We start from the raw sequence: 16,902 nt of genomic DNA, 5'->3' as shown, positions 1-16,902 counted from the left end.
ATGATGTATAGCGCTTCTTCGCTACCTGATATCGGATGCTTGGCTGCGTAGAGGTACTGACCTGACTCGCTGTTCGATGAAAGCTCGTAGTGTTCATAAATTGCATCGTTATCAAATGCTTTCCAATCAAAAGCTTGTTGGAACTTAGTGGGCAGTTCCGAATAACTTAGAAAGGCTTGGAATGTCGGGTTTTGATAGTCTGGTAATTGCCCTGTTTCGATGTATTGTTGCTCTGCGACTTCCAACTCATATAAGAATCCATATTTTGCCGATTCATTGAGACCGATGTGATAGCTCTGAGACACCATCAAGCTGTAGATGGCTGTGAGTAATACGACGATGCCAAATAAGTAGAGGTAGATATCACGCTTGATACTGACTCGGTTCATGTTTGCCTGTTTCATGATGACTCCCCATGTAAGACAACACCAATCCCATGAACCGTGTGGATTAGCTTTGAATCAAAGGGCGCATCAACCACTTGTCGAAGCTTAAACAGGTGCGCTTTCATGCTATCAGAGCTTGGCATTTCGTCTTCCCATGCTTCCTCAAGCTTGGCTTTGCTCACCACGTTAGGGCTGTTTCGCACTAACATTACGAGCATTCGCCAACATACTGGCGAGAGCTTCAATAGCTTGCCGTCTCTAATGGCTTGGTGCTTGTCCAGGTCCAGTTTGAGGTCTGCCACGGACAATGAAGTCACTGAACCTTGAGAACGACGCACTAATGCCATCAACCGTACTTTCAGTTCTTCCATCGCAAAAGGCTTCACTAGATAGTCATCCGAACCTACTTCGAACCCCGCGATCTTGTCCTGTAGCGTGTCTCTTGCGGTCAACATTAGGATCGGTGTCGTGACACCTTGTTGGCGAAGTGATTGGCAGACATCAAGCCCGTCCATTTTCGGCATGTTGATGTCCGTCAAAATGATGTCATAACGCCCCTCTAACGCAAGGTTGAGCCCTGCGCAGCCATTGTAGGCAAAATCGAATTCGAAACCGTCGAGTTCCATATAGTCTGCAATGGCTTCTGCCAAGTCACTGTCGTCTTCAATCAGCAGGGCGTTAATGCTCATAAGTGTCCTTACTTTGTTTCTCGTTCTCTTTTCCAAGCCCAAATAGGCGGCTGAATAAGAAGCTGTAGTCGATAATTCCAATTTGGCGCATGCCATAACTGTTGGCACAGTTTAACGTAGCCGTGGAAATATACCTTAAATGGGTTCACAGAGTTGATTCTCGGGAACACGCCATATCTGACTTCTTCCTCTTCTTTAGCGAAGGTACCGAACATCTTGTCCCAAATAATGAAGATGCCTGCATAGTTCTTATCAAGATACTGCTTGTTGGTTGCGTGATGCACTCGGTGGTGTGAAGGCGTATTAAATACCGCTTCAACTGGGCGAGGCAAGCGTTTAACGGTTTCAGAGTGCAGCAGTGTTTGAAACAGTTGAACAAAGGTTTCACACATCAGAACCACAAACGGATTAAAGCCGAGCAGAATTAACGGCAAGTGGAAGAAGAACGGGAAGAACCAATCCAAAGGCCCAAAGCGGTAAGCGACCGAGATATTAAAGTAAGGCGAGCTATGGTGAACTGAGTGCGTTCCCCATGCTAAACCGTTGCTGTGCAAGAATCGGTGCTCCCAGTAGTACGCGAGATCGGCCAAGATCAAGCAACCCAGAATTGTCCAACCGGATATCGGTAGTTGAGTTAGGCTGAAATTCTCGTAGGCGTAAACAAACGCGCCGACATAGGCTAACCCGACAAAGAAAACGGTAACCAACAAGAAGAACAGAGTGACTAAGTTAGTCGCGCTGTCTCCCAACATATTCCAGCTGAGTTTTTTCTTAAAGGCATAGCGGATAAGCTCAAAGATAAACAGAGCCAGAGCAAGCAGCAGAAAATTATCATCTACCCAAGTTTCGGTTAGGATGATGCTCGTTTCTGTGAATGTTTGAGAGAGAAAATTCCCAATGCTATCCATAGTGAAATTCATAACTAAATCCTTTACTGATTGTTCTTATAATAGACGTATAACTCACTAGAATCTGGCAAACCATGCTGGTTCAGCTGGTGATGTTCTATAACCATATCCACTTCTTTTAGAATCGCGATACCTTCCCAAGCATGTGCTAGTTCTTGTTCAGTATGTTCGCCTTTACCTAGCAGAAGGGTGCCTTTGGATTTGCTTGGAATCTTAATTAATGGTTTTTTTTTATTTAATTTTGATTGCTGAGTCGGGAAGCCAATGGTGACAGTAGCCGTGCTGAAGTCGGAACTGATGTCCTGATAGATCACGACCACTTTCTGTTGCTGTGCGATCTCCTCATCTTTTGCTTCCAGGTTTTGGTAGAAATCGACCCACAGTTCAGGCACGTCCTCTAAAGGGATAGTCTTGCTCAAACCTTGCAGGTAAGTGGTATTTACAGTCGCCTGTTGTTTGACCTCTACGGACTTGTTTTTTGGCTGTTTGTCGATTGATGACTTGTTCGTTGATAACTCAGCGATTGGCTGCTCCGTCGATGCATCCGCAATCGCAGGCTGAATATGTAATAGCCCCCAGACAACACCAGTAATACCGACTGTCGTGAGTAATGAAGCGAATAATTTCATGCTCTTTCCTTGTTGTTCATTTTTCTTATCAAGGACAATAAAGGAGGCGAGGTAAACAAAAGGTAACCGAGCTAGTGACTAAGCGAGTCTGTCGTCTAATTTGTTAATACAGCAATTTGGGACACTTTTTTCCATGTTGGATTGGTAATACTGGCGCCATATTCATTTATGGGCTCAATAATGCTATTCAAACATCCCATCTCTCTGCTGACGATTATTCGGCTTAATCCATTAAAGGTCGCCGCGACTTGGTTAATGGTATTGGCTGAAAACGTGATGTTTATTCTGCTGCCACTGTTTATTGGTCACGCCATAGACGGAGTGCTAAACCAAAGCTTTCAGCCTTTGATGATGTTGGCACTGATTCTTTTTGTACTGGTGATCATCAGTGTCGTTCGCCGTTTTTACGATACCCGTGTGTATGGTGCTATTCGCGTAAAACTGGCAAACCTTGTTGAGCGTAACCTGCGCGGTTTGTCTATTTCGACCAAAGACGCCCGGCTAACCATGTCTCGTGAGCTGGTTGATTTCCTAGAAGATGATTTGCCTACTTTGATGACCGCGATAGTTCAGCTGGTCGCGACGGTGGTTATCCTCTCAACGTTTCACTTCTCATTGGCACTTTGCATGTTGTTTGCAGGGCTGTCGATTCTGGTTATCTACGGCGTATTCCACCGAACCTTTACACGACTCAATGGCCAATTTAACGACCAAGTTGAACAGCAGGTGAAACTACTGAGTGGTGTTCGCTTGTCAGCACTTCGTTGGCATTTTGAGCGCTTAAAACAGTGTGAAATCAAGCTTTCAGATACGGAAGCTGTTGTCTATGGGCTGATTTTTATCGTGTTGTTTGGCGCGGTCATCGGCAATTTATGGATGGTGAGTCAGCTTATCGAACCGACCGCTGGTCAAGTGTTCTCCATCGTTACTTATTCACTCGAGTTTGTTGAAACCGCAGTGATGCTACCAATCACGCTACAAACCCTTTCTCGTCTCACTGAAATCAGTCAGCGCCTTAATCACACCGCCACTCAACAGGTTACCAAGGAGATACCTCATGAAATTTAAAAAGCCACTTTCTGTATTAGTCGGTTGCGCAGCCATCTTTATCGCGTTGGTTGTTGTTGATGAATTGGAACCTGAAGCTACCCAGCCAGTGAAGAAAGAAGCCGTCCTTGCCCCAGTTTCAGTGTTAGAGGTGACACCATCACAGCATCAATCGACGTTAACGGTATTAGGTGTAACTGCTGCGCGTTGGCCTGTGCAGTTGAAAGCATCCAGTAGCGCACAGTTGAAATGGCTAGATGAAAGCGTTGAACCGGGGAATTTGGTTAACAAAGGCGATGTGTTAGCAAGGTTAGATACTAGCGCGGTTGATGCGAACTTGGCTCAGGCGTTGAGCTCATTGAAACAAGCAGAATTAGAATTGAAGCAAGCTAAGCATGAGCAAACGGTCGCGTTAAAAATGCTGAACCCGAAAACGAGTTCGTCTTTTGCTCGTAGAGAGCCTCAATTACTTGTAGCGAAAGCTAACCTACAACAAGCGAAACAGGCTTACCTGAGTGCACAGAAGTTGTTGGACGAATCAGTGATTACTGCGCCCTTTAATGCGGTGATCATGAAACGCCATATCAGTCCGAGAGAGTGGATAGAGGCGGGGCAAGTGACCTTTGAATTGGCTGCCAGTGATTCGATTGATATTGAGTTGCCGATTTCTGAAATGCATTGGCAACAAGTTCAAGCAGCCCTTACTGAGCCGAGTATCACAGTGGTGAACCGCTCTGGGGAGCAGTGGTCTGCAAAGGTGCGCTATGTGTCGCCGCAAGTTGACTCGGTCACTCGCCAAAGACAAGTCGTGTTGTCGGTTGAGGCGCCTTATCAAAGCAAGCCAAGATTGTTTCCAAATCAACAGGTTCAGGCTGTGGTTAATCTGGGGCTGAAGGATAACGTAGTCAGCGTGCCTTTAAGTGCGATGACACGAGACGGATATGTGTGGACGTTAGACACCAATGATCGTCTACGTAAAGAGTCGGTAACGCTTATTGGGCAAGGCAGCCAAGAGCTTGATATTCGCTTCAATGATCGCAGTGATAAGGCTCGTCGCGTGGTGCAGTATCCGCTTTCTTCGATGTTAATCGGCAAACAAGTCGCGCCTAGGTTCAATGGAATCCATTCTGAAGCTATGCTCGTGGGTAAATCTGATGTCACACAGATTAAGGAATCAAACCAATGAGTTGGATGACAAAATGGTTTATCAATAACCCTGTTGCTGCCAATTTGTTGATGATGGCGATTGTTATCAGTGGTGTGCTTGCGTTCGGACAATTGCGTGTCGAGTCGTTTCCACAAATCGCACCGTCTTCCATCAGTATCAGCGTTACTTACCCTGGCGGTACCGCGCAACAGATCGATGAGAGTGTTACGCAGAGAATCGAAGAGTCAATCAGCGGTATTGCAGGCATCAAACAGATCACCAGTCAGTCTAGTGCTGGGGTTTCTCAGGTCATGGTCCGTAAAACCAGTAGCACAGATTTAGACAAGCTGTTGGATGACATTCGTAATCAAGTTAACGCCATCAATGGCTTTCCCGTGCAAGCGGAAAGGCCGCAAGTCGTGCGAAACGAATTTACTAATTTAGCCGCGTTCGTGGTGGTGTCTGGGCCGAGAACCGATGACGAACTGCAACCCATCGCCAAGCAACTTGAACAAGCGCTAAAGAAGAATCCGCGTATCTCGAAGGTATCAAATTGGGGAACTCGCCCATCTCAATTGGTTATCGAGCCAGATCCAGACCAACTGAAAGCGTTAGGGTTGGGCTTAGAAGATCTCGCAGAGCTCGTTGAGCAGCGTTCACTTGAGACTCGTAGCGGTGAGCTGATTAGTGACAAAGGCCGAATGGTGATTCGTGGTGACGGATACGCCGATGATCTACAGAAGTTGAATCAGCTTGTTGTGATTTCAGGAAGCAACGGGAAAATACTACTGGGAGACATCGCCAAGTTAAGTCGTGGCTACCAATACAGTGGTTCTATCGTGCGTAACAACGGCTCTAACGCCATCGCATTATTGGTCAGCACGAGCCAAACCGACAATCTGCTTAAAGTCAGCGAAGCGATCAGTGAAACACTGGATGCGCAACGTGCAATTTTGCCGTCGGATATTGAGTTAAATACCATGGCTGACATGGCGCCTTACATTGAAGAGCAGCTATTTCGTTTGAGTGAGAATGCATGGCAAGGCTTATTGATCGTCGTAGTTCTACTTGGGATCTTTCTTGAAATCAGGCTCGCCTTTTGGGTCGCGATGGGCATTCCAATTGCGCTCACTGGAACGTTGGCAGCAATGCAGTTGTTCAACTACAGCATCAACGACATCACTCTATTTGGGTTTATCTTGGTTCTCGGTGTGCTGGTGGACGATGCAGTTGTTGTAGGTGAAGCGATACATGAAAAAAGGACGGGGAACGTCGGTTATTCTCCTAATATCAATGGTTTCTCAAATATAAACAGCCCCTCTGATATAAATGGAAAGACAGCCGCTTGGCAGGGCGTTAACTCAGTATCAGTGGCTACCGTGTTTGGTGTGCTGACAACCATCGCTGCGTTTTCTCCAATGTTATGGATTAACAATGAGTTAGCTAAAGTACTTGCTGGGTTTTCGGCTGTGGTGATCTTCGCTTTGATCTTCTCGCTGATTGAAAGCAAATTTATTCTACCGTCACACTTGGCTCAGCTCTCTGTGAAAAAACCATCGACCAGTATTTTTGCCAAGGTTCAGAATGCGGCTCAAGGCGGCTTGCAGTGGTTCAATCTCAACATTTATAAGCCAATTTTGGAATTTGCACTTGGCTACAAGGTGGCGTCTTTGCTTGGGTTTGTGGCAGTTATCTCACTGGCTTATGGCATGTGGTCGAATGGTGCGATTCGTAGTGCGTTGTTCCCTGAAATTCCGGGGCGTTACATCTCTGCCGTGATTGAGCTAGAGGATGGTGCGCCTTTGCCACTGCAGCGACAAGCCTTGTTGCAAGTTGAGCAAGCAATGGCACAAGTAGAAAAAGGCTTGATGGACGATTACCCATTACAGGAAAAGCCTGTTGTGAACCTGCTTGCTTGGTCTGATGGCTATGGCGAAATCGAAGTCACAGCTGAGCTTACTAACGAATCTTTAAGCTCACTGCCGGGTAATTTATTGTTGAAGCGATGGAGAGAAAACACAGGCCAAATAGAAGGGGCTTATTCAGTTAAGTTCAGCGCCGCAGAGGAGCCTGCTGGCGGAACATTCTTAACGATCTCTTCCAATGATCGTGAGCTTGCTTCTCTAGTTAGTGAGGAGCTAGCGGATACTTTGGCTTCGTTGAAAGGCGTATCGGATGTCTACGACGATGGTCAGGATGGTTTACCGCAAGTTCGATTGGTGTTGAATCAATATGGTCAGCAACTTGGGTTAACTCAAGCGAAACTGGCTAAGTTAGCAGGAGAAGCGTTTGGCGAAAGAGAAGTGCATCGCTTGTTAGAAAACGGGCAAGAGACCAAGGTGCTGCTGCAGTATCCAAGAGATGAGCGCAGAACCTTAGCTCAGCTACAACAGGCTCTTATCATGTTACCTAATGGCGGAAGTGTGATGATGGGGGATATTGCTGAGTTTCGTCATGAGCAAGAACCGCAAGTGGTTTACCGCCGCGACCGAGAGCAAGTGATCAACCTGTATTGGAAGCAGAACCGAGACTTGCAATCACCGGAGAAAACACGTGAGCAACTTGAAGATACAATTGAATCTCTGCACTTACAGTTTCCAAGTGTGACGATAAAAGCGGGCGGCGAATTTGAAGAGATAGGGGAAGTGTCGAACGGCTTCAAATCAGCGATGATACTAACGCTCATCATGATCTACATTTTGTTGGCGGTGCCTTTGAAGTCCTACTGGCAGCCGCTGATTATCATGGTAGTGATCCCGTTTGGTTTTGCGGGCGCGATTTTTGGTCACTACTTGATGGACTTACCTATCAGTATTCTTTCGTTGTTTGGAATGATGGCCATGACAGGCATCGTGATTAATGACTCGTTAGTGTTGATCACGCGCTTTAATAGTGAATACCGCCAAGGGGTGCCGTTACAGCAAGCGTTAGTCATTGCGGGTACTAGCCGCTTGAGGGCGATTTTCTTGACCACCATTACAACGGTGTGTGGATTGTTGCCATTGCTAAGCGAAACCGCAGAGCAGGCGCAATACTTGAAACCAGCGGCAGTATCTTTGGTGTTTGGTGAGCTGTTTGCCACTGCGGTAACTCTGATTTTGATTCCCGTGTTGCTTGGCCTGTTTTGCCGCAAGCCCCCGCTAGTTGAAAATCTAATTGAAAAAGAAGCGGACGAACAAGATTCATTAGAAGAACTCACTTTGGAGCGCTCGTGATTGATTTTATAAAGGACAAAGACGATAGTGAAGCCAAGCTGTCCAATTCAGCGAAGCTAACCGACAGTAAGACTCAAGCCAATGTACCAGAGACCTAAGACTGTATGACGCAAGAGAATAAACCTGCTTTGCATTTAGAACCAGCTTTTAAACTGGTGCCTGAGATTACATTGATTGAATCTTTGCCAGAGCACCTTCAAAAACGCTTTACGCATGCATTGACCTTGATGCATGAAGAGTGGGGTGAGCGTCGTACGTGGGAAGAAATTGCAACAGAGAGCGCGATTTCGCCTTATCACTTTCATCGTCAGTTTACCGAGTTGTTTAATGAAACTCCTGGCCAGTATCTAAGCCGTGTTCGGTTACAAATCGCGGTCGGTTTGTTGATCAATGATGAGCCGTGGAGCGTGATTGAAATTGCTCAGTATTGTGGCTACTCATCGTCACAGTCATTAGGTAAGGCGCTCAAGCGTGAGCTCGGTGTTACAGCAAAACATATTCGAGAAATGGGCTATAACGCGACACCTAAGGAAACGGCAGAATTCATCCAGAAATTAGCACATCCAGGTGTGCAGTCTTCTATGGAGAAAGAGCTAGTTAAGTCTATGCCGATCGAGCTAGTTTGGTATCCAGAACGCGGCATGCAAAAGCTTAAGTTGGAAGATCCTGATTGGGACACGGTATTTGAAATCTATGGTCAGAAGTCGACTCACTTGATGGGCACTACGCCGATCAAGCAAATGAATAATAAATGGGACGACATCGACGCTGAAATTGGAAATTGGCAAGTCGCGAAAGATCGTTATGATATGACCATTCCTGAAGGCTACTACTTATGCAGCGACGTTTATCTGGTTTCAGATGTGGCGTACAGCACAGCGTTAGAAGCTCTGTTTAAGGCGGTTGAGCAACAAGGTTTGAAGTTAGATGTGCAAGGTTATTTGGTAGAGATGATTCGTCAGATCGATATGGATGATGTTGAAGGCGTGACCTTCTCATTCCAGTTGCCCATCTTAACGACCCAAGACAACGAATAATAAAAAGGCTCCTCAATTGAGGAGCCTTTTGCTTTACCAAGGAACAGTTTTACCAAGGAACAGTTTTAACAAGGGACTGTTTTATCAAGAGCCTCTGTTCGTCAGCCTTAACCGCTAAACAGAGTAGGGGGATTAAGCCTCTGCAGTCACTTTAGAATCGCTCATCTTTTTAAGAGCTGCGTAACCAAAACCTGTTACCGCTGTACCTGCTGCAATCGCCACTAGATACATAAGAACTGGAGAGATAGCGCCAGGAATTAGCAGTACGAACAAGCCGCCGTGTGGAGCCATTAGTTGTGCACCAAACATCATTGATAGAGCGCCCGTTAGTGCGCCACCTGCCATACATGCTGGGATAACACGCATTGGGTCTTTCGCTGCGAATGGGATTGCACCTTCAGAGATGAAACATAGCCCAAGAACGAATGATGCTTTACCTGCTTCGCGCTCGCCTGCTTCAAACTTGTCTTTCACTAGGAAAGTTGCAAGGCCCATACCTAGAGCCGGAACCATACCTGCTGCCATGATTGCTGCCATTGGTGCGTAAGTTTGTGAAGCCAATAGACCAACACCGAACGTGTAAGCCGCTTTGTTTACTGGACCACCAAGGTCGAAACACATCATTGCGCCTAGAATCACACCCAGAAGAATCGCATTAGACGTTCCCATGTTGTTTAGGAAGTCTGTCATTGCGCTCATCACGCCTGAAACTGGACCACCAACGATGTAAATCATGACCAAACCAGTGAACAAACTCGCGATAAACGGAATGATCAGAATTGGTTTGAGGGCTTCCATGGATTGTGGAAGTTGAACCTTGTCGGCAATGAATTTTGCTGCGTAACCCGCAATGAAACCCGCTGCGATACCACCTAGGAAACCTGCGCCTGTTGAGCTAGCCAACATACCGCCAATTAGACCTGGAGCCAGACCCGGACGGTCAGCAATAGAGAATGCAATGAAACCAGCAAGAACAGGAATCATCAGTGCGAATGCAGAACCACCACCGATAGTCATCAATGCCGCTGCTAATGTGCCTTCTTCTTTGAACGCTTCGATACCGAATACGAAAGACAGTGCGATGATCAAACCACCCGCAACAACCACAGGAAGCATGTGAGATACACCTGTCATTAGGTGCTTGTACACACCTTTCTTCTCATCAGCAGGCGCTGAATTTGAAGACGCTGTGTGCTGGTATGGCTTAGCTTCAGCGAATGCTTTTTCCATCTCTTGCTTTGTTTTCTTCAAAGCAGGACCTGTTGTGGTTTTGTATAGCGCTTTGCCGTTAAAACGATCAAGAGGAACGTCGATGTCGGCAGCGATGATAACAAGATCAGCGTCTGCGATTTCTTGGTCTGTCAGTTGGTTTTTCGCACCTACTGAGCCGCGAGTTTCCACTTTGATCTGGTGACCTAAGCGTTTGCCTTCTGCTTCAAGTGCTTCTGCTGCCATAAAGGTGTGTGCAACGCCAGTCGGGCAAGCGGTAATCGCTACGATCTTTTTGCTGCCTGTACTTGCTGTTGTAGAAGAGTTTGCTGAAGTACCAGTAATTTCCACTGTAGTCTCAACTTGAGAAGCGTCTAATACCGTTGCTTGGGTTACCGCTTTCTCTAGAAATGCTTTTGCATCTGCTGTGCATTCAGAGATAGCTTCTTGGTACACTTTTTTGCCAACAAAGCGCGCTTTATCAACGTTTGTGTTGGCAGCAATAACAACAACGTCGCTGCTGTCGATCGTGTCTTGTGATACTGGAGAGTTAGGTAATACGCTAGATTGACATTCAATAGCGGCGTTCCAACCCAGTGTTTTTGAAGCTTGCTCTAACAAGCCTGCTGCGATGATGCTGTTTGCTACGCCACTTGGGCAAGCTGTGATGATGGTAATATTCATAATAATCCCTTTGTCCTATTTACTTGTGTCTAACTGACTAGTTGGAGCACTAAGCGCCTGTAATTGGATATTTTGTCGTACTGAATCCAGCTCTTGTTGGCTGGTTACCCCCACACCTACCTGTGAAACTGCTAGAGCAGATAGGGCGGTTGCGAATTGAATAAGTTCTGGTTTTGGCATCTGTTGCATGTGGCCCCAACATAGGCCCGCAACTAAGGTGTCACCTGCACCTACCGTGCTCACTACTTGCATGCGCGGTGGTTGAGCGTGTAACCACTCACCTTGGTTAAGCCACATCACACCTTCAGCACCAAGTGACACAACGATGTTATCGATGCCTTTTTCACTTAGGGCTTGGCCTGCGTGTTGGCATTGGTCGCGTGTAGTTAGTTCGGCGTTGAATAACTGAGATAGCTCTTCATCGTTTGGCTTGATCAGCCATGGTTGTGCATCGAGCCCCGCTTTAAGTGCATCACGGCTGCTGTCGAATAACACTTTCTTGCCCATATCGTGAAGTTTCTGAATCCAAGATGCGCATAACATAGGTGAAACGCCTTGAGGTAAGCTGCCTGCAATCACGAAATATTCGTGGTCTTCAGCTAACCCGAATAGAGTGCGCTCAAACTGCTCGATGGCAATCGGTGTTACCGCTACGCCAGGGAAGTTGATATCGCTAACTTGACCACTTTCTTCTACTAACTTCACGTTGATGCGAGTTGCGCCGTCGACACGAATAAAGCGGTCAGTTGCGCCCATCTGTTCGAACAGTTGGCAGAACGGTTCTTCGTTATTGCGACCAAGGAAACCTGTTACGGTGACTTTAGCGCCAAGCTCTGAAAGTACTTTTGCTACGTTTACGCCTTTACCCGCTGCATGCAGTGAGCTTTTGTTCACCAAGCTAACCGAACCTACGTTTAGCACATCGATGCTACCTGTCAGATCTAGAGCAGGGTTTAGGGTTACGGTAACGGCTTTGATTTGTTTATCAGACATATCGATTCCTTAACCTTCGCCAAGGCCAGAAGCGATAGCTTTGCCAATAGACTCAAGTGCTTGTGCTGCGTCATCACCTTCAGCAACAAATTGAAGCTGGTGGCCGTGTTTAACGCCAAGAGCGATTACTTTCATCAAGCTCTTCGCGTTCACTTCTTTTCCGTCGCCATCTAGGTTTGACACGCGGATTGTTGATTCAAACTTCTTCGCTTCAGCGACTAGCATTGCGCCCGGACGAGCGTGTAGGCCGTGTGCGTTTTTGATTTTGAATACTGCGCAGTTGTCGTCGTCTTGAGAAGCTGTAGAAACCGCTTCACCTTTTAGAAGGCCAATGACTTGCGCTGCATCTGCAGTCAACAGTTGTTGTTGCTTACCTTCGAAAACCATCTTGCTTAGGTTTGCCAGAATCGATTGGTGTGCGCTGTTACAAGCGGCGAATGCTACCAATGCTTTAACTGGTGTGCCTTCGTACTCACAATGGTTCGCTGTTGAAACGAAAGATACGCCAGTGCGAGTTACACCTTTGTCGCTGCCCAACAACCATAGGCCTTGGCCTAGGTGAGTTGGTGTTTTTGTCACAAGGTCGGCAACGAATGCGTTGTCTGTGCAACCTGTGTTCTTAAGTAGGCCGCCCGCAACTGCAGACATTTGAATCATGTCGCTTGCAGGGAACAGTAGTTGAACTAAAGAAGCGTCTAGGTCTGCTTCTAGCTGAACTTCGCCATTAAGTAGGGCGATGATTTCGTCTTCTGATTTTGCTTGCTTTAATTTCTCTTCAACACCGTCTGCCGCTAGCACTTTGGTCAGTTGCTTAAGAATGCCTAAGTGCTCATCAGATTTAGCTGCAATACCAATCGCAACGTAAACACGGTTTCCGTTTGCCCAATCAATACCTTCAGGGAAGTGGTGTACCGCAACGCCTGTCTCTTTCACTAGGCCACGAGTGTCAGTCGTTCCATGAGGAATCGCGATACCGTTGCCAAGGAACGTAGAGTTCTGGTTTTCACGGTTCAGCATTCCTTCAACGTAGCCAGAGTCAACTAAGCCTTTGGCTGTTAGGTCGCCTGCAATATTTTGGATTGCTTGGAACTTATCATTGGCCGTTTGGCCTAGAGTGATGTCAGATTTTGATAATTTAAGCATGGTGCCTCTTTAGCGTATCGCTTGAGAATTTGTGTGTCGCTACGATTCCAACTAGAGCAAGAATTAGTGAACTTTACTCTTTGCTTTACTTTAGCTGAATCGGTTCAGCATTCAGTGTAAAAAAATTCAGCAAAGCCAATTTCGATTTTCAAAATAGTTTTGCTGCGTGTCGTTAATTCGGTCTGATTCGTGGATAACGAAAAGCTAAATAACGAAAGCTTATTAACAACAAATGACGCTCGATTCATTCAAAAGGATGATTGAAGTCACTTTTCAGATTTTGCTGAATCCTTTCAGCTTTTATACTGAATCGATTCAGCATATAATTCAACTAATCCAGGGATCAGATCATTCGTTATATGATCCTACGCACAAAATACAGGTCACTCATATGACACTTGATGAAATCGCTAAGTTGGCTGGAGTATCGAAAACCACAGCCAGTTATGTCATCAACGGCAAGGCGCAGAAATACAGAATCAGTGAAAAGACTCAACAGAAAGTCATGGCGGTTGTAGAAGAGTATAATTACCGTCCAGACCACGCCGCTTCGTCGTTGCGCGCTGGTAATAGCCGTTCATTTGGTTTGATTATTCCGGATCTGGAAAACAGCAGTTACGCGCGTTTGGCAAAATTGATAGAGCAGAATTCACGCAAAGTGGGCTACCAGATATTGATTGGTTGTTCTGATGATGATGCTGAAACAGAACGAAAAGTGGCTGAAGCTTTGGTAAGTCGTCGTATTGATGCCTTGCTGGTTGCGAGCTCAATGCCAGACGCCAACGAGTTCTACTTAAAGTTGCAAAACTCAGGAACGCCTGTGATCGCAATTGACCGTCCGTTAGATGATGAGCACTTTGCTTGCGTACTCAGTGAAGATTTCGAAGCCGCATTTGAACTGACGCATTCGATTCTCGATGACAATATTCATAGTGTTGGTTTGATAGGCGCACTTCCTGATCTAAATATCTCACGCGAACGTCACCTAGGTTTTGAAGCTGCGAATAAAGCACATACTCAACAAACAGGGCTCGCAGAAAACAAGCCGATGGTTGTGGGTTATGGTGAGCACTTTGATAGGGAATCTGGGCGAGAGGTTTTTGAGGGTTGGATTGCAAAAGGCACGGTTCCTGATGCGATTGTGACTATGTCTTACACCTTGTTAGAGGGTGTGTTGGATGTAATGGTTGAAAAACCAGAGCTGATTAATCAAGTAAAACTGGCAACCTTTGGTGATAACCGACTGCTCGACTTCTTGCCTTTTAAAGTCCATTCACTGCCGCAGCAGTTTGAAGTAATTGCCGACAGCGCTTTTGCTTTGGCGTTAAATGCATCCGCTAAGCGTTACCAAGCGGGTATTGAACTCGTGCCGAGAAGTTTAGTGAGACGAGGCTAATTCCAGTTAGTTTAAACAAGCTAGGTTAGACTTGGACACTTAGCTCGAACTTGGAGTTAACTCGAACCAAGCAATAAGCCCAACTCTACAATGGCAACAATGCCGAGCAACAAAGCCAACACTTTCCAAAACTGGATTGGGTTTCGGTTTATCAAAGGTTGCTTGGCTTTGCTTTTCACCAAGCTTTGGTTTGGTGTGTAAAGGTCTGCCACAAAATCCCCCAACACTTGATGACGTTCGCTTGGTGATTCGGCACAGGCTTTTTGTAACACCAAATCCACCCAGCTTGGTAAGTCCGCTCGTTTTTGTGTGATGGGTTGGTATTCCCATTGATGGTGGCGAGATTGCTTAAGCGATTGTGCGGTCATTTCAGAGTAGGGCAATTCACCGGTTAGCATCTCATAGCCGATCACAGCGATAGAGAACAGATCAGAGCTGGTGGTCGCGCTGTTATGTTTGATGGTCTCTGGCGCTATGTAATTGACCGCACCTAGTGGAGTGTCGTCTTTGTCTGCGAGCTCTCCCTCTTCAAGTCCTCTGACTAATACAGCGCCAAGGTCGATGATTTTTATCTCACCATCATGTTGAAGCATAATGTTCTCGGGCTTTAAGTCTCGGTGCACCATGTCTGCGCGTTGTAATACTCGAATACCTTGTGTGATTTTTTCTAGTATGTCGCGTACTTCATTGAGTGACGGTTTTGGATTGTCGTACATCCATTGTCTTAGCGTGATGCCTTCTACCCATTCGCAGATTTGATATAAGAATTGCGAGTTCTCTGGCGTAGGGTAGACCTTCATTACTTTCTTATTGTTTAGCAAGATCCCCGCCCATTGTTCATTAAAGAAAGCTCTCAGTTGCGAAGGGCTATCATGATATTGGACGGAAGGGACTTTCAGCACGAACTCGGTTTGTGTCTCTTTCTGCATCACACGATACACATGGCTTCTAGAGCCTGCATACAACACCTCAAGCACCATAAAGTTGTCGATACTTTGCCCGAGCTTTAACGCGGGTGGGATGGCGCGTTTAGCCAGTTTCTCATGGAATTCAATCAGCGAAGGTTTAGGTAGGTGACTGACTTGCACAATCAAGCAGCTCACGTTGTCTGAACTGTTGTGGCTTAAAGCGGTGTTACAGATCGTTTGTGCGGCGTATTCGAAATCCACTTCAGGTCTATCGATGTGTTCTTTGAAAGTATTGGGAGCAACAAATTCATGCACGCCGTCAGAGGTCAGGATAAAGCAGTCCCCTTTCTTGATAGGCAGGGTTTGGTAGTCAACGTTGAGTTGATTATCCATCCCTAAAGCTCGCGTTAGGTAATGCTTCTGCCCCATATTTTTACGGGTGTGGTCGCGGGTAAGCTGGCGTAATTCTCCATCTCTTAGTAAGTAAATGCGACTGTCGCCAACGTGGAATATATGTGCGGTGTTCGATTTGAGTATCACGCTGCTGAACGTCGAAACGAGGGCGTTGTGGTTCACTTGTTGTGCAGGATGAATGTTAGAAACAGACGTGTTGAAGAGCCAAGAATTGAGTGAGGTTAAGACTTTCTGTGCTGAACGCTGAATACTCCAGCTATTTGGAGTGGCGTAATAGTCGTCGATAAATTGCATCACGCTGGTGTGACTGGCTTTCTGGCCGTGTTCACTGCAACTTGCCCCGTCTGCTATGCAGACGACACTGCCTTTCAACTCTTGCTCAGTACGAGTTTTGGGGTGCTTTACAATGATGGCGTCTTGGTTTTCATCACGTATGCCTTTATTCGAATAACCGCCAAACTTAAGCGTTAATTGGTTGTTTGATTCCGGCGTGACGACTTGCCCTTGGCTGAATGAAATTGTCATAACTGGTCTTCTTCTTAACTGGCCGTCTTCTCATTTGCTTGAGAGCACATCTGAGAAAGAACAAAAGCTCTAGCGAATGCAGAGCCTTTGAACGTAGTACCAAAGTGGTGAAACACACCTTGGTACTACTCCCGATTCAATGAGTGGTTAGCTCGATACGTTAATCAAGGTCACGCTACCGTCGTCATTCACTTCAGCAATTTGGCCGTTAGGCTCTTCCATGAACATCAGAGTAACGAAGCCTAGTACTGCTGTTCCTGCAATCACCAAGAAGAAGGTTTGGTAACTTACGAATGAAAGCACAGTTAGGTAAACCACCGCACCCACGTTACCGTAAGCACCTGTCATACCAGCAATCTGACCTGTCATACGACGCTTGATTAGAGGAACTGTTGCAAACACCGCACCTTCACCGGCTTGTACGAAGAAAGAACACGCCATTGCAGCGACAACCGCTAGCCATACAGGCCATGTGCTGTCGACTTGACCCATTGCAAAGTAACCCACAGCAAGACCAATCGTTAGAATAAGCAGTGTTGGTTTACGACCGAATTTATCTGAAATCCAACCAC

Annotated in this window: 13 protein-coding genes and 1 pseudogene; 5 read left to right on the top strand and 9 right to left on the bottom strand. The window is 46.3% G+C overall.

Annotated features, from left to right (window positions below; genetic code table 11):
* From AB4496_RS00440 to AB4496_RS00425, 4 genes and pseudogenes are all read right to left on the bottom strand, one after another.
* A pseudogene (locus AB4496_RS00440) lies at positions 1-404 on the bottom strand (histidine kinase); the annotation flags it as partial.
* Positions 401-1,075 (bottom strand): response regulator transcription factor, encoded by a 675-nt coding sequence (locus AB4496_RS00435; RefSeq protein ID WP_009844876.1) that lies wholly within the window; start codon positions 1,073-1,075, stop codon positions 401-403. The pseudogene AB4496_RS00440 and the gene AB4496_RS00435, both read right to left, overlap by 4 nt.
* An 8-nt stretch (positions 1,076-1,083) precedes the next feature.
* Positions 1,084-1,995, bottom strand: a complete 912-nt coding sequence (locus tag AB4496_RS00430) for a sterol desaturase family protein (protein WP_102257606.1) — start codon at positions 1,993-1,995, stop codon at positions 1,084-1,086.
* An 11-nt stretch (positions 1,996-2,006) separates the two neighbouring features.
* A complete protein-coding gene (locus AB4496_RS00425; RefSeq protein WP_009844878.1) occupies positions 2,007-2,612 on the bottom strand; it encodes a hypothetical protein in 606 nt (201 codons plus the stop codon).
* A 180-nt stretch (positions 2,613-2,792) separates the two neighbouring features.
* On the opposite strand from AB4496_RS00425, the gene AB4496_RS00420 reads away from it, so the two are divergent.
* The 4 genes from AB4496_RS00420 to AB4496_RS00405 all read left to right on the top strand — a co-directional run bounded on the left by AB4496_RS00420 (position 2,793) and on the right by AB4496_RS00405 (position 9,058).
* Positions 2,793-3,680, top strand: a complete 888-nt coding sequence (locus AB4496_RS00420) for an ABC transporter six-transmembrane domain-containing protein (RefSeq protein ID WP_240798321.1) — start codon at positions 2,793-2,795, stop codon at positions 3,678-3,680.
* The gene (locus AB4496_RS00415; protein ID WP_009844880.1) at positions 3,670-4,845 is read left to right on the top strand and encodes an efflux RND transporter periplasmic adaptor subunit; all 1,176 of its coding nucleotides are present in this window, start codon (positions 3,670-3,672) and stop codon (positions 4,843-4,845) included. The genes AB4496_RS00420 and AB4496_RS00415 overlap by 11 nt, the downstream gene beginning before the upstream one ends.
* The gene (locus tag AB4496_RS00410) at positions 4,842-8,021 is read left to right on the top strand and encodes an efflux RND transporter permease subunit (protein ID WP_009844881.1); all 3,180 of its coding nucleotides are present in this window, start codon (positions 4,842-4,844) and stop codon (positions 8,019-8,021) included. Before AB4496_RS00415 ends, AB4496_RS00410 begins: the two co-directional genes overlap by 4 nt.
* Before the next feature lie 104 nt (positions 8,022-8,125).
* Positions 8,126-9,058 carry a helix-turn-helix transcriptional regulator gene (locus AB4496_RS00405; protein WP_009844882.1) on the top strand — a complete coding sequence of 311 codons (933 nt, stop codon included), beginning with the start codon at positions 8,126-8,128 and terminating at the stop codon, positions 9,056-9,058.
* Positions 9,059-9,190: 132 nt separating this feature from the next.
* Here AB4496_RS00405 and fruA read toward each other — a convergent pair whose 3' ends face one another.
* The 3 genes from fruA to fruB are packed head-to-tail and all read right to left on the bottom strand — an operon-like array spanning position 9,191 to position 13,087.
* Complete coding sequence (gene fruA, locus AB4496_RS00400; RefSeq protein ID WP_009844883.1) at positions 9,191-10,951, bottom strand: PTS fructose transporter subunit IIBC; 1,761 nt, start codon at positions 10,949-10,951, stop codon at positions 9,191-9,193.
* 15 nt (positions 10,952-10,966) lie between these two features.
* Entirely contained in the window at positions 10,967-11,944 is a 978-nt protein-coding gene (pfkB, locus tag AB4496_RS00395; protein ID WP_009844884.1) for a 1-phosphofructokinase, read from the bottom strand.
* A 9-nt stretch (positions 11,945-11,953) separates the two neighbouring features.
* Complete coding sequence (gene fruB, locus AB4496_RS00390; protein WP_102257608.1) at positions 11,954-13,087, bottom strand: fused PTS fructose transporter subunit IIA/HPr protein; 1,134 nt, start codon at positions 13,085-13,087, stop codon at positions 11,954-11,956.
* 391 nt (positions 13,088-13,478) lie between these two features.
* On the opposite strand from fruB, the gene cra reads away from it, so the two are divergent.
* Positions 13,479-14,483, top strand: a complete 1,005-nt coding sequence (cra, locus tag AB4496_RS00385) for a catabolite repressor/activator (protein ID WP_009844886.1) — start codon at positions 13,479-13,481, stop codon at positions 14,481-14,483.
* A 56-nt stretch (positions 14,484-14,539) separates the two neighbouring features.
* Here cra and AB4496_RS00380 read toward each other — a convergent pair whose 3' ends face one another.
* Together AB4496_RS00380 and AB4496_RS00375 are read right to left on the bottom strand one after the other, a co-directional pair.
* A complete protein-coding gene (locus AB4496_RS00380) occupies positions 14,540-16,330 on the bottom strand; it encodes a bifunctional protein-serine/threonine kinase/phosphatase (RefSeq protein ID WP_009844887.1) in 1,791 nt (596 codons plus the stop codon).
* A 147-nt stretch (positions 16,331-16,477) separates the two neighbouring features.
* A partial coding sequence (locus AB4496_RS00375; protein WP_372130472.1) for an MFS transporter occupies positions 16,478-16,902 on the bottom strand: 425 nt, incomplete at its 5' end.

Origin of the sequence: Vibrio sp. 10N.222.46.A1 (assembly GCF_041473595.1) — a bacterium.
GTDB lineage: Bacteria > Pseudomonadota > Gammaproteobacteria > Enterobacterales > Vibrionaceae > Vibrio > Vibrio tasmaniensis_A.
The sequence above is the reverse complement of the archived record's forward strand: the minus strand, read 5'-3'. Positions and strand labels throughout refer to the sequence as shown.